This window comes from Mycobacterium sp. IDUB_17 (assembly GCF_055419465.1).
The window spans coordinates 941,389-953,836 of the sequence record NZ_JBVAXS010000002.1 but is presented as its reverse complement, the minus strand read 5'-3'; the positions used below and the strand labels follow the sequence as shown (position 1 = coordinate 953,836).

At 68.0% G+C, this 12,448-nt stretch carries 11 protein-coding genes and 1 tRNA gene; 9 read left to right on the top strand and 3 right to left on the bottom strand.

The window, feature by feature from the left end; translation table 11 throughout:
- Positions 1–33 precede the first annotated feature (33 nt).
- The 5 genes from hutH (at position 34) to ACZYZ7_RS11840 (ending at position 4,820) form a co-directional block, all read left to right on the top strand.
- The gene (hutH, locus tag ACZYZ7_RS11860; protein ID WP_450071407.1) at positions 34–1,608 is read left to right on the top strand and encodes a histidine ammonia-lyase; all 1,575 of its coding nucleotides are present in this window, start codon (positions 34–36) and stop codon (positions 1,606–1,608) included.
- Between the two features lie 35 nt (positions 1,609–1,643).
- Positions 1,644–2,753, top strand: a complete 1,110-nt coding sequence (locus ACZYZ7_RS11855; protein WP_135458193.1) for an aminotransferase class I/II-fold pyridoxal phosphate-dependent enzyme — start codon at positions 1,644–1,646, stop codon at positions 2,751–2,753.
- A 56-nt stretch (positions 2,754–2,809) separates the two neighbouring features.
- The gene (locus ACZYZ7_RS11850; protein WP_135458195.1) at positions 2,810–3,019 is read left to right on the top strand and encodes a hypothetical protein; all 210 of its coding nucleotides are present in this window, start codon (positions 2,810–2,812) and stop codon (positions 3,017–3,019) included.
- A gap of 116 nt (positions 3,020–3,135) precedes the next feature.
- On the top strand, positions 3,136–4,296 hold the full coding sequence (locus tag ACZYZ7_RS11845; protein ID WP_463740956.1) for an MFS transporter: 1,161 nt from the start codon (positions 3,136–3,138) through the stop codon (positions 4,294–4,296).
- Between the two features lie 68 nt (positions 4,297–4,364).
- Complete coding sequence (locus ACZYZ7_RS11840) at positions 4,365–4,820, top strand: acyl-CoA thioesterase (protein WP_450071421.1); 456 nt, start codon at positions 4,365–4,367, stop codon at positions 4,818–4,820.
- 6 nt (positions 4,821–4,826) lie between these two features.
- Here the strand turns inward: ACZYZ7_RS11840 and ACZYZ7_RS11835 are convergent, their stop codons facing one another.
- A complete protein-coding gene (locus ACZYZ7_RS11835; RefSeq protein WP_135458199.1) occupies positions 4,827–5,618 on the bottom strand; it encodes an IclR family transcriptional regulator in 792 nt (263 codons plus the stop codon).
- Positions 5,619–5,738: 120 nt separating this feature from the next.
- Here ACZYZ7_RS11835 and hutU point away from each other — a divergent pair, with 120 nt between their 5' ends.
- The 4 genes from hutU to hutI are packed head-to-tail and all read left to right on the top strand — an operon-like array spanning position 5,739 to position 11,198.
- Positions 5,739–7,415 (top strand): urocanate hydratase, encoded by a 1,677-nt coding sequence (hutU, locus tag ACZYZ7_RS11830; RefSeq protein WP_450071422.1) that lies wholly within the window; start codon positions 5,739–5,741, stop codon positions 7,413–7,415.
- Positions 7,412–8,641 (top strand): allantoate amidohydrolase, encoded by a 1,230-nt coding sequence (locus ACZYZ7_RS11825; RefSeq protein ID WP_450071409.1) that lies wholly within the window; start codon positions 7,412–7,414, stop codon positions 8,639–8,641. The genes hutU and ACZYZ7_RS11825 overlap by 4 nt, the downstream gene beginning before the upstream one ends.
- Entirely contained in the window at positions 8,638–10,011 is a 1,374-nt protein-coding gene (locus ACZYZ7_RS11820; protein ID WP_450071410.1) for a formimidoylglutamate deiminase, read from the top strand. Before ACZYZ7_RS11825 ends, ACZYZ7_RS11820 begins: the two co-directional genes overlap by 4 nt.
- Positions 10,008–11,198, top strand: coding sequence for an imidazolonepropionase (gene hutI, locus ACZYZ7_RS11815; protein WP_463740955.1), 1,191 nt, complete (start codon positions 10,008–10,010; stop codon positions 11,196–11,198). Before ACZYZ7_RS11820 ends, hutI begins: the two co-directional genes overlap by 4 nt.
- Positions 11,199–11,355: 157 nt before the next feature.
- Here hutI and ACZYZ7_RS11810 read toward each other — a convergent pair whose 3' ends face one another.
- Both ACZYZ7_RS11810 and ACZYZ7_RS11805 read right to left on the bottom strand, forming a co-directional pair.
- The gene (locus tag ACZYZ7_RS11810; protein WP_450073032.1) at positions 11,356–11,940 is read right to left on the bottom strand and encodes a HutD/Ves family protein; all 585 of its coding nucleotides are present in this window, start codon (positions 11,938–11,940) and stop codon (positions 11,356–11,358) included.
- A 317-nt stretch (positions 11,941–12,257) separates the two neighbouring features.
- Positions 12,258–12,340: transfer RNA gene (locus tag ACZYZ7_RS11805), tRNA-Tyr, on the bottom strand.
- Positions 12,341–12,448: the final 108 nt, after the last annotated feature.

Genomic DNA, 12,448 nt, shown 5'->3' with positions numbered 1-12,448 from the left:
TTACGTCTGCAATACAAGACAAAGGTGAAATTGATGACTCCGTCCTCCCCGACCACCACGCTGCAGCCCACCGCCGTCGTCACGGTGGGAATCGGGCCAGTCAGCTTCGCCGACGTGATTGCGGTCGCCCGCGACGATGCCGCCGTGCAGTTGTCCGATGAGGCGATGACCGCAGTCGCCGAGAGCAGGGCGCGCATCGACGCCCTGGCCGCGGACCCGGCCCCTGTCTACGGTGTATCCACCGGCTTCGGCGCCCTGGCAACCCGCCACATCCCACACGAGTTGCGCACCCAGTTGCAGCGCAGCCTGATCCGCTCGCATGCTGCCGGTTCGGGCACCGAGGTGGAACGCGAAGTGGTGCGTGCCCTGATGCTGCTGCGTTTATCGACGCTGGCCACCGGGCGCACCGGCGTGCGGCCCGTGGTGGTCCAGGCCTACGCCGGGCTGCTCTCGGCAGGCATCACCCCGGTGGTCTACGAGTACGGCAGCTTGGGCTGCTCCGGCGACTTGGCGCCGCTGGCGCACGTGGCACTGGCACTCATCGGCGAAGGGCAGGTCCGCACCCGCGACGGCGAACTCAAATCCGCAGCCGAGGCACTCTCCGAACACGGACTGCAGCCCGTCGTGCTGGCCGAAAAAGAAGGCCTGGCACTGATCAACGGCACCGACGGCATGCTCGGCCAGCTGGTCCTCGCACTACATGAACTCGACAGTCTGCTGCGGCTGGCCGATATCGCCGCCGCAATGAGCGTGGAAGGTCTGCTGGGCACCGAGCGGGTGTTCGCCGCCGATCTGCAGGAGCTGCGGCCGCACCCGGGGCAAGGCTTGGCCGCGGCGAACATGACGCGCTTGCTTGCCAATTCGGCCATCGTCGCCAGCCACAAGACCGACAACTGCACCGTGGTGCAGGACGCCTATTCGCTGCGCTGCGCTCCGCAGGTCGCCGGGGCCGCTCGCGACACCGTCGAACACGCCCGGCTGGTAGCCCAGCGCGAACTGGCCAGCGCCGTGGACAACCCGGTGGTCACCCTCGACGGCCGGGTGGAGTCCAACGGCAATTTCCACGGCGCTCCGGTGGCCTACGTGCTGGACTTCCTGGCCATCGTCGTGGCCGATCTGGCCTCGATCAGTGAACGGCGCACCGACCGGTTCCTGGATCCGGCGCGCAACCACGGACTCAACGCGTTCCTCGCCGATGATCCCGGCGTGGACAGCGGTCACATGATCGCCCAGTACACCCAGGCCGGCATCGTCTCCGAGCTCAAGCGCCTGGCCGTCCCGGCCAGCGTGGATTCGATCCCGTCCTCGGCGATGCAGGAAGACCATGTGTCGATGGGCTGGTCGGCAGCACGCAAGCTGCGCCGCGCGATCGACGGGCTCAGCCGGGTACTGGCCGTGGAAGTGCTCACCGCCGCACGCGCCCTCGACCTGCGCGCGCCGCTGACCCCGGCACCGGCGACCGCGGCCGTCATCGCCGCCGTCCGCACACACGTTCCCGGCCCGGGCGCCGACCGCTACCTGTCCCCCGAGATCGGCGCCGTCGTCGACCTGGCCCACAGTGGGGCGCTGGTGGCAGCCGCCGAGAGTGCGATCGGCGCATTGCAGTGACCCGCTCCGTCCCCGCCCACCCACTGGGAGCATCCGTGCCCGATCAGCCCGTCCGCCCGACCGTACGGCCTCGTCCCGTGGTGGCCGAGCTGCCCCGTTACTCGCGCGCCGCGGGCCTGAGCCAGGTGCGCTGGCGCGCGTCGTCGAATGAATCGACGGTGCCGCCGTCGCCGCGTGTGCAGCAGGCCATCGCGGAGGCGGCCGGGCAGGCTCACCTGTATCCCTCGCTGCAAGGTGATCTGCTCATCGCCGATCTGAGCACCCGGTTGCAGGTCGCCCCCGAGCAGATCGTCGTCGGCGGCGGATCTCTGGCGGTGCTGCAGCACACGCTGGCCGCCTACACCGGGGCCGGCTCCGAGGTCGTGCACGCCTGGCGCAGCTATGAGGCCTACCCGATCCTCATCGGTGTCGTCGGGGCCACCCCGGTCGCGGTTTCCCTCGATGCCACCCACACCCACGACATTGACGCAATGCTGGCCGCAATCACCCCGGCCACCCGGGCGATCATCGTGTGCAACCCCAACAATCCAACCGGCACCGAACTGCCCCGCAGCGAGATCGAGCGCCTCATCACCTCGGCGCCAGGCAACGTGCTGGTACTGCTCGACGAGGCCTACCAGGAGTTCGCCAGCACCAACGTCGACGGGCTCAGCCTGGTCCACCAATACCCCAATGTCGTTGTCTTCCGGACTTTTTCCAAGGCCTACGGCCTGGCCGGACTACGCGCCGGGTACATGGTCGCCCATCCGGAGGTCGCCGCCAACATCCGCGCAGCCGCGCCACCGTTCGGATTGAGCCGGCTTGCCGAGGCCGGCGCCCGGGCCGCGTGGGCCGACACCGATCACACCGATCACATCGTCAAGGTGGTCCGCGACGGACGCGAGTACCTGCGTAGCGAGGCCGCGAAGCGCGGGCTCGCTACCCCGGCCAGCGGTGCGAACTTCGTCTGGTTCCCCGTCGGGTCGCGCACAGTGGAGCTTCAGGACGCCTGTGTTGCCCGAGGTGTTTCGGTCCGGGCGTTCGACGGCGAAGGAGTGCGGGTCACCGTCGGTGGCCGTGACGCCGAGGATGCCGTGCTGGCCGCGATCGACAGCCTCAACTGGGCCGCCACCGCCAGTCCGCACGCCCCCTCCCCCGCGCGCTGACAAGTCGCCATCCAAGGTTGCTGGCGTTCTGGGACAAATCCGACGAAAGGACCGGCATGAGCATCCTGCGCACGCTGACGACGCTCTCGGTTACGAAACCTTGCAGCGACGCCGACGGCGAGGCACTGGCCGCATGGTTGGACGCCAAGGCCGACCTGCACAGCACCATCGCCGGCCACGGCGGCCCGGACGCCGGTAGAGCACACCAACTCGCCGAGGCCACTCGACGGCGCGCCGCAGCACTGCGCTGCGACCGGGGCCGATGAGCGGCGGCCACCCTGATTCGGCCGCGGTGGCATCGCCGACGGCGACCGAGGCAGACTGCGACACACGAGGGTTGGATACCCGGGCCGGTTGGAGGGTGGTGTGGGCCGTACATGCCTTGACCGCTGTCACCTACGGCTCGGCATACTCCTTTTCCGCCGCCTTTCCCGGCTTGGCCGACGAGTTCCACGCCTCCCGTTCGGCGGTGGCATTGGTGTTCTCGTTGGCTGCAGGCGGTTTTCACTTGTTCGGCGCCATCGCGGGGCGACTTGCCGACCGCGTATCCATCCGCCTGATGTGCGTGGCTGGGGTCTTGGTGATGACGACCGGATACCTGGCGGCCTCGCGCGCACCGACGCTCAGCGCTCTCTACGCCTGCTACGGCCTCGGTGTCGGCTTGGGCATCGGCCTGCTCTATGTACCGTCGATGGCCGCCGTGCAAACCTGGTTCGCCGTCAAGCGCTCCGCAGCGGCGGGCATCGCCACCGCGGGACTGGGAATCGGCACGGTCGTGGCGCCGATGGCCGTCGGCGCCGTCTTGCCGACACTGGGATGGCGCACGTGCTTCGTCATCCTCGGCGCCGCCATCGCCACCGCGGGATTGCCTGCGGCGCTGCTGGTTCGGCGACGTCCGCGTGCCGTCCCGGCGGCGATAGCGTCGACGTCGCGGCCCCTGTTGCCGGTCCTGCGCACCGCGGTGTTCGCCCGGTTCTACCTCTCGGTGCTGCTGGCCTCGATCTGCACCTTCATCCCCTACGTGCACCTCGTGCCGGCCGCCCGTGACCAGGGCTACTCCCTGCAGATGGGGACCCTGCTGATCGCACTGATCGGCGTCGGCAACATCCTGGGCCGGTTCGGGCTCGGCGGTATCGCCGACCGGATGGGGCGCCTGCGTGTGCTGGCTGCACTGACCGCCATCCTCGGGTTCTCGTTCCTGGGATGGGCGGCCAGCAGTGCCCTGCCCGTACTGATCGGCTTCGCCGTCCTGTTCGGCCTCGCCTACGGCGGGTGCGTCAGCCTGTACCCAGCAGTTACCGCAGATCTGTTCGGTGACAACGGAATCGGCGCTACCCTCGGCGCCCTTTACACCAGCGTCGGGCTGGCCGCGCTGGTCGGCCCCACCTTGGCGGGTTACTTGCGCGACAGCACGCACAGCTACACCGCGCCCGCACTGATCTGCGCCGCCGCCGCGCTGATCGCCGCCACGCTGACCCACACCCTGCACCGCAACGCCACCAGCGGTGACGGCACCCGACCACACGTGAGGACACACCCGTGACCGGCCCAGAACCGACACCCACCTCCGCAAGCACTGGCGCGCAGGATTCACCGGCCCGCAGCCTGACCATGACCTTGCTGATGACCCCCGACATGGCCAACTTCTCCGGCAACGTCCACGGCGGAGCGATCCTGAAGATCCTCGACCAGGTCGCCTACGCGTGCGCCAGCGCCTACGCCCGAAGCTACGTCGTGACGCTCTCGGTGGATCGCGTCCTGTTTCGCGACGCCATCCACGTCGGCGATCTGGTCACCTTCTCGGCATCGGTCAACTACACCGGTCGCACCTCGATGGAGATCGGGATCCGCGTCGACACCCTCGACATCATCTCCGGAATCGCGCGCCATACCGACAGCTGCTACTTCACCATGGTCGCCGTCGATGCCGAACGGCGGCCCATTTCCGTACCCGCGTTGCAGTCCGCCGATCCCGTTGCCACACAACGTTACGAATCGGCCCGCCGGCGGCGGAGGGCCCAACGGCAGCAGTTTGAGAGCCCACACAACTGCGAATGCGGCGCCTGACCAACGTCAACGCGAGAACCAGCCCGGCGGCGCTACCCCCGACATCGCCCACGTCAGCTGCTGGGCGGCATGACGCACCGCACGAACCAGCTCGCTGACCGCCACCGAGGATCGGTCGGCGCGCCGCGTCACGCTGATCGCCGCGACCGGGCGGCTGGAATGGTCGAACGCGCACGCAGCCACCGAGTGCAGCCCCTCGGTGATCAGGCCGTCCTCCTCGGCCCAACCCTGGCTTCGTTCAACCCCGAGCAGCCGCCGCAGCTGCGGCAGCGACGTCGGACCACGGCCGGTCCGGATCACGAACCCTGTGCTCGCCGGGAACAACGCGCGCACCTGAGCGGCGGGCAGGTGTGCCAGAATCGACCGCCCGCTGGCCGTCAGATGAGCCGGCAGCCGGACACCGACGTCGGTCACCAACGTCACCGGCACACGGGCGACTGCGGGCTGTTCCTTGATCAGATACAGCGTCTCCGCGCCATGCAGGACGCCCAGATGAGCGGTCTCGCCGATCGCGTCGACCAGTCGGCGCAGCACCGGCCGTGCCAGCAATTCCAGCGGTTCGTGGCGCATGTAGGCCGAACCGATCTCGAAAGCGGCCACGCCCAGCCCGTAGCCGCGCTGCTCAGGCAGATGCACGACGAAGTGATGCTCGATGAGCACTTCGAGCAGGTGATACACCGTTGATCGAGGAATGCCCAGCTCGCGGGCCAGCGTCGCCGCACCGACCGGACCGGTGCGCGCCGCCAGCGCTAGCAGCAACTCCAGGGAGCGGCCCACGGCCGGAGAGGCACTCGACACCCAACCCACCCATCTGTCTCGGATTCGAGACAGTATCGCGGAAACGGCTCTGCAGCAATGCGACCGGATGCGGTGTGCTGGACACCAACAACGCCACCACCCGCACAGCCCCTCAAAGGAATCACCGTGACCGAGCAGAATTCCGGCCCCCGCACCGTGCGCGCCGCCCGTGGAGCCACCCTGTCTTGCAAGGGCTGGCAGCAAGAAGCTGTCCTGCGCATGCTGAGCAACAACCTCGACCCGGAGGTCGCCGAGCACCCCGACAAGCTGGTCGTCTACGGCGGTACCGGCCGCGCAGCACGCAGCTGGGAGGCGTTCGACGCGATCGTGGCCAGCCTGCGTGACCTCGAGAACGACGAGACGCTGCTTGTGCAGTCGGGCAAGCCCGTCGGCATCCTGCGGACCAGTGAATGGGCCCCGCGGGTGCTCATCGCCAACTCCAACCTCGTCGGCGACTGGGCCAACTGGGAGTACTTCCGCGAATTGGAAGCTGCCGGGCTGATCATGTACGGCCAGATGACGGCCGGATCATGGATCTACATCGGCACCCAGGGCATCCTGCAGGGCACTTACGAAACCTTCGGCGCGGTGGCCAAGAAGCGGTTCAACGGCACCCTGGCGGGCACCATCACGCTGACCGCTGGCGTCGGCGGCATGGGCGGCGCCCAGCCGCTGGCCGTCACCATGAATGAGGGCGTGGCCATCTGCGTGGACTGCGACGAGAGCCGCATCGACCGCCGCATCGCCCACCGCTACCTCGACACTCGGGCCGCCGACCTCGACGACGCGCTCCGCCAGGCCATCGAGGCCCGCGACGCCAAGAAGCCGCTGTCGATCGGCCTCGTGGGCAACGCCGCCGAGGTGTTCCCCGAACTGCTCTCGCGCAATGCTCCCATCGATATCGTCACCGACCAGACCTCTGCTCACGACCCGCTGTCGTATCTGCCGGTCGGGATCGAATTCGAGGACATGGCCAAGATGGCCGACAAGGACCCGGGCTACTTCACCGAGCAGGCCCAGGCCTCCATGGCCCGTCAGGTCGAGGCGATGGTCGGATTCAAGGACCGCGGCGCCGAGGTGTTCGACTACGGCAACTCCATCCGCGACGAGGCCCGCAAGGCCGGCTACAACCGCGCGTTCGACTTCCCCGGATTCGTGCCCGCCTACATCCGCCCGCAGTTCGAGGAGGGCCTGGGCCCGTTCCGGTGGGTCGCACTGTCCGGCGATCCCAAGGACATCGAAGCCACCGACCGCGCCATCCTGGAACTGTTCCCCGACAACGAGCACCTGCGGCGCTGGATCACCATGGCCGGAGAGAAGGTGGCCTTCGAGGGACTGCCCGCCCGCATCTGCTGGCTCGGCTACGGCGAGCGCCACCGCGCAGGGCTGAAGTTCAACGAGATGGTGGCCAGCGGTGAGATCTCCGCCCCCATCGTCATCGGCCGCGATCACCTCGACTCCGGATCGGTCGCCTCGCCCTACCGCGAAACCGAGGCCATGCTCGACGGCTCGGACGCCATCGCCGACTGGCCCCTGCTCAACGCCCTGGTCAACACCGCCTCCGGGGCCTCGTGGGTGTCACTGCACCACGGCGGCGGCGTCGGGATCGGCCGCTCCATCCACGCCGGCCAGGTGTGTGTGGCCGACGGCACCGAACTGGCCGCACGCAAACTCGAGCGGGTGCTCACCAACGACCCCGCCATGGGCGTCATCCGCCACGTCGACGCCGGCTACGACCACGCCGCCGACGTCGCCAAGGAGCGTGGCGTGCGCATCCCCATGCAGGACGCCAAGTGAGCACCTTCGACTCTCTGTGGGAGTCCATCCTCGACGTCGGCCGCGACCCCGCCAGCGGCGGGTATCGCCGATTCGCCTGGAGCACAGCCGATCTGACACTGCGCGAATGGTTCACTGGCGAAGCCCAGCAGCGCGGCATGAGCGTCGAAGAGGACCGCAACGGCAACCTGTGGGCCTGGTGGCTACCGCCCGGCCACACCGGTGACCCGCGCGATGCATTCGTCACCGGGTCACATCTGGACTCGGTTCCCGACGGCGGCGCATTCGACGGTCCTTTGGGGATCATCACCGCCTTCGCCGCGATCGACATCCTGCAGCACACCGGTGTCACCCCGCATCGCCCCGTGGCCGTCGCCGCGTTCTCCGACGAGGAGGGCGCGCGCTTCGGCGTGGCATGCGTCGGCTCGCAACTGTCGGCAGGTGCGGTCACCGCCGAACGTGCCTTGGGACTGCGCGACGCCGAGGGCACCTCCCTGGCCGAGGCGATGAGCGCCGCCGGACGCGACCCTCGCCACGTCGGCGTCGACCCGACGCTGACCCAGCGGGTCGGGGTCTACGTCGAACTACACGTCGAGCAGGGCCGCGCACTCGACCTCGTGGACAAGCCGCTGGCCGTCGCCTCGGCGATCTGGCCACACGGCCGCTGGCAGTTCTCGTTCTGCGGGGAAGCCAACCATGCCGGGGCCACCCGGCTGGTCGACCGCCGCGACCCCATGCTCACCTTCGCCACCTCGGTGCACGACGCCCGCACCCGCGCAGCCGCCCACCAGGCGGTCGCCACCTTCGGCAAGGTACAGGTCACGCCCAACGGCGCCAACGCCATTCCGTCGAAGGTGTTGGCGTGGTTGGATGCCCGCGCCGCCGACGAGGACACCTTGCGCGCCCTCGTCGACGACATCACCGCCGACGCCACGCGCAACGCCGGAATCGATCTCACCTCGGTACAGATCGAAACCGAGTCCGTCTCTCCGGCCGTGCACTTCCCCGGGGAACCGCGTGAGCGTATTCAGCGCATCCTGGCGCCCCAGTTCGGTGAGCTGCCCGTATTGCCCACCGCTGCCGGCCACGACGCCGGTGTGCTCGCGGCGGTGCTGCCGACCGCGATGTTGTTCGTGCGCAACCCCACTGGCGTCTCCCACTCACCCGACGAGTACGCCGAGATCAGCGATTGCCGCCTCGGCGCCGACGCGCTGGCCGCCGTCATGGCCGATTGGATCAGCCAATGAGTTCCGCCCGGTACTGGTGCCAGCATGCTTGGCTCGGTGGTGACACCGTCGCCGACGGAGTCACCATCGAGGTCGCCGACGGCTACATCACCGCCGTCACCGCCGACACCGACCACGGCGACGGCGACACGGCGCTGACCGGATTGGTCCTGCCGGGATTGGCCAACGCCCATTCGCACGCCTTCCACCGCTCGCTGCGCTCACGCACCCAGCGTGACCGCGGCACGTTCTGGACCTGGCGCAACCTGATGTATCAGGTCGCCGACCGGCTTACCCCGGATTCCTACTACCGGCTGGCGCGCGGTGTGTACGCGGAGATGGTCCTGGCCGGCATCACCTGCGTCGGCGAGTTTCACTACCTGCACCACGACGATCGTGGCACCCCTTATGCCGATCCCAACGCGATGGGCCATGCCCTGATCGCCGCCGCCCGCGACGCCGGGTTACGGATCACCCTGCTCGACACCTGCTATCTCAGCTCGGGTGTCGACGGTTCGCCATTGGCCGACGGACCGCAGCAACGCTTCGGCGACCACACCGGACTGCGGTGGGCCGAACGCGTCGAAACCCTGCACCAGCACTACACCGGCGACAGCTCCGTCGTGATCGGCGCGGCACTGCACTCGGTGCGTGGGGTCCCCGTCGCGCACATGGGCGCCGTCGTGGAGTGGGCCGCCACCCACGACGCCCCGCTGCACGTGCACTCCTCGGAACAGACCGCCGAGATCGACCAATGCCTGGTCGTGCACGGCTGCACCCCCACCGCGCTGCTGCGCGACCACGGAGCGCTGGGGCCGCGCACCACCGCGGTGCACGCCACCCACCTCACCGACGCCGACATCACCGACCTCGACACCACCATCACCGGTGTCTGCTTCTGCCCCACCACCGAACGCGACCTCGGCGACGGCATCGGCCCCGCCACAGCCCTCATGCAGGCCGCCGGGCTGTTCAGCCTGGGCTCCGACAGCCACGCCATCATCGACCTGTTCGAGGAAGCCCGTGGCGTCGAACTCGACGAACGCCTCGCCCGCCGTGAACGCGGCCTGTTCGCCGCCGCCGACCTGCTCACCGCGGCCACCGCCAACGGACACCAGGCCCTCGGGTTCAGCGACGCCGGCCAGCTACGGATCGGCCACCGCGCCGACCTCGTCGCCGTCGACCTGAACTCCATCCGTACTGCCGGCAGCCCGGCGGCGGCAGAAACCGCGGTGTTCGCCGCGACCGCCGCCGACGTCACCGACGTCATCATCGACGGCCGCCGCGTGGTGGCCGACCGCCGTCACACCAGCATCGAACAGCCCACATCCGCAATTGCCCACAGCATTACCGCACTGCTGGACGCGGAACCGATCAGGAGCTCCCCATGACCGTGCTCTACGACAACATCGGCGAACTAGTCACCAACGACCCCGCCCAGGGCGATCACAGCCCGCTCGGAATCCTCACCGACGCCGCACTTCTGGTCGACAATGGGCAGATCGCCTGGGTCGGACCGGCCGCCAAAGCTCCCGCCGCCGACCAGCGCGTCGACTGCCGGCATGCGGCGGTCATTCCCGGCTTCGTCGACAGCCACGCCCACCTCGTCTTCGATGGCGACCGTGCAGCCGAATTCGCCGCCCGCATGGCGGGGCAGCCCTACGACGGCGGTGGTATCGCCACAACAGTCGCAGCGACCCGACAGGCCACCGACGATGTCTTGGCCGCCAATGTTGCGCGCCTGGGCCGGGAACTGCGCGACGCCGGCGTCACTACCTTCGAGACCAAGAGCGGCTACGGGCTCAATGTCACCGACGAAGCCCGCAGCCTGCGCGTGGCGACCAATTACACCAGCGAGACAACTTTTCTCGGAGCGCACGTCGTGCCAGCCGAATACGCCTCCCATCGCGACGATTACGTCGAGCTGGTACGCACCACCATGCTCGAGGCGTGCGCCCCGCATGCCCGCTGGATCGACGTCTTCTGCGATCGGGGTGCCTTCAATGTCGATGAAGCGCGCGCCATTCTCACTGCCGGAGTTGCCCGAGGCTTGCAGCCACGACTGCACGCCAGCCAGCTCGGCCGCGGCGACGGCATCAAACTTGCCGTCGAACTCGACGCCGCCTCGGTGGATCACTGCACCTACGCCACCGACGAGGACATCGACGCCCTCGCCGGGTCATCGACAGTCGCCACCTTGTTGCCCGGCGCCGAATTCAGCACCCGGGCTCAGTGGCCCAACGGACGCCGGTTCCTCGACGCCGGTGCCACGGTGGCCCTCGCAACGGACTGCAACCCCGGCAGCTCCTACACCACCAGCATGCCGCTGTGTATCGCCCTAGCGGTGCGCGATATGCATCTCACTCCCGCTGAAGCCCTGTGGGCCGCCACCGCAGGCGGTGCAGCAGCACTGCGCCGCAACGACATCGGCGCGCTGTATCCCGGTCACCGCGCCGACTTCGTCCGGCTGCACGCACCGACCTATCTGCATCTGGCGTACCGGCCGGGTGTCAACCTGATCGCCCACACCGTGGTGGCCGGCCAAGGCCATCCAGACGACGCCACCCCCCGCACCTGACTGCGACGAATGTAGCGGCTCGTCCCCTATTGCGAACCCGGCCAGCGGGAACCCCGCATGCACGACGACATCACCGGATACACCCGGCCCCAGTGGATCTCGCCATGACAACATCCGATCCGAACATGGCGGCGTCAACAGAATCTATGTCAGCACGTCACGGGTGATCGGTGTAGCTGATACGCACGAGAGCCGCCCGCCCCTGTGCCTCGACGGATAGCTCAGATGCCGACGACAACCTCACGCTGTCGAAGCGACTGAGTCTCACCGCGCCACCGTCCGCTGACCGAACAGTCGCACACCCTGCCAGCACCACGATAAACGTCAGGCCATCATGCGGCGCGCCGATATGGCCCGAACCCACACGAATGCTGACTTCAGCTCGACACACCTGTCGGCGCGTCATCACATTGAAATCAAAAGACAGCGTCGATGTCTCGCACGCAACGACCGACTCACCCGCGAACTGTCTGGGACGAAACGAATCAAGCTCGAACTCTTCACCGTCGATCACCAACGTCATCGTCGGCCCCTCGGCCAATACGATCACCCGGTCCACTCCAGGGAACTGGGAGAAGGCACTACTTGTGACCGACGCGACGCTCAAGCGCCAATCGAATCCACCGACCATCGAATCGGCAGGACCGACAGCGATTACTCGCGTGCTCCCACCGCCATTCGCCCACGGTTCCTCAGCGCAGTCAGAGAAACGCACCACTCCGGGCAAAGCTGAAATCGGCATCTTGTCATCACAGCGCCAAAACACCGCCTCACCAATGCCTGAGCGGCAAGATCAGTCCGAGATCCGAGAAAGCCGTCAGCCCCGGTTGAAGCCTGAGCAACCTGCTCCTAGAACCCCGGAACTACCTGCTCAGTTGGCGCGTCCCTCCGCGATCACAGCCTCGACCGCCACGAATGCCCCCTCGGCGGCGCCGACCACCCATCAACCGCAGCCCCTCGATTGGTGTGGACGTCGAGATCAACACGGCCTGTGACAAGCCGTGACGATCGAGCCCCACGAAACCAATCAGGCCCCCTCGAAAGGGGGCCTGACTTGGGTGGCAGATGCAGGATTCGAACCTGCGTAGGCGTAAGCCGACGGATTTACAGTCCGCTCCCATTGGCCGCTCGGGCAATCTGCCTGGTTTCGCCCCGCCCCGTTTCCGGTTTGGTGCGACTAGCAGGGTACAACGAAGATGTACCCAAGTTACAAACCGGCAGCATTCAGCGAGGAAAGAGGAGGGGCGTCC

What these genes read in the sequence shown, in the direction of transcription:
- hutH (WP_450071407.1), top strand. Translation starts at nt 34, where the DNA reads ATGACTCCGTCCTCCCCGACCACCACGCTGCAGCCCACCGCCGTCGTC.
- ACZYZ7_RS11850 (WP_135458195.1), top strand. Translation starts at nt 2,810, where the DNA reads ATGAGCATCCTGCGCACGCTGACGACGCTCTCGGTTACGAAACCTTGC.
- ACZYZ7_RS11840 (WP_450071421.1), top strand. Translation starts at nt 4,365, where the DNA reads ATGACCTTGCTGATGACCCCCGACATGGCCAACTTCTCCGGCAACGTC.
- ACZYZ7_RS11820 (WP_450071410.1), top strand. Translation starts at nt 8,638, where the DNA reads ATGAGTTCCGCCCGGTACTGGTGCCAGCATGCTTGGCTCGGTGGTGAC.
- hutI (WP_463740955.1), top strand. Translation starts at nt 10,008, where the DNA reads ATGACCGTGCTCTACGACAACATCGGCGAACTAGTCACCAACGACCCC.
- ACZYZ7_RS11810 (WP_450073032.1), bottom strand. Translation starts at nt 11,940, where the DNA reads ATGCCGATTTCAGCTTTGCCCGGAGTGGTGCGTTTCTCTGACTGCGCT.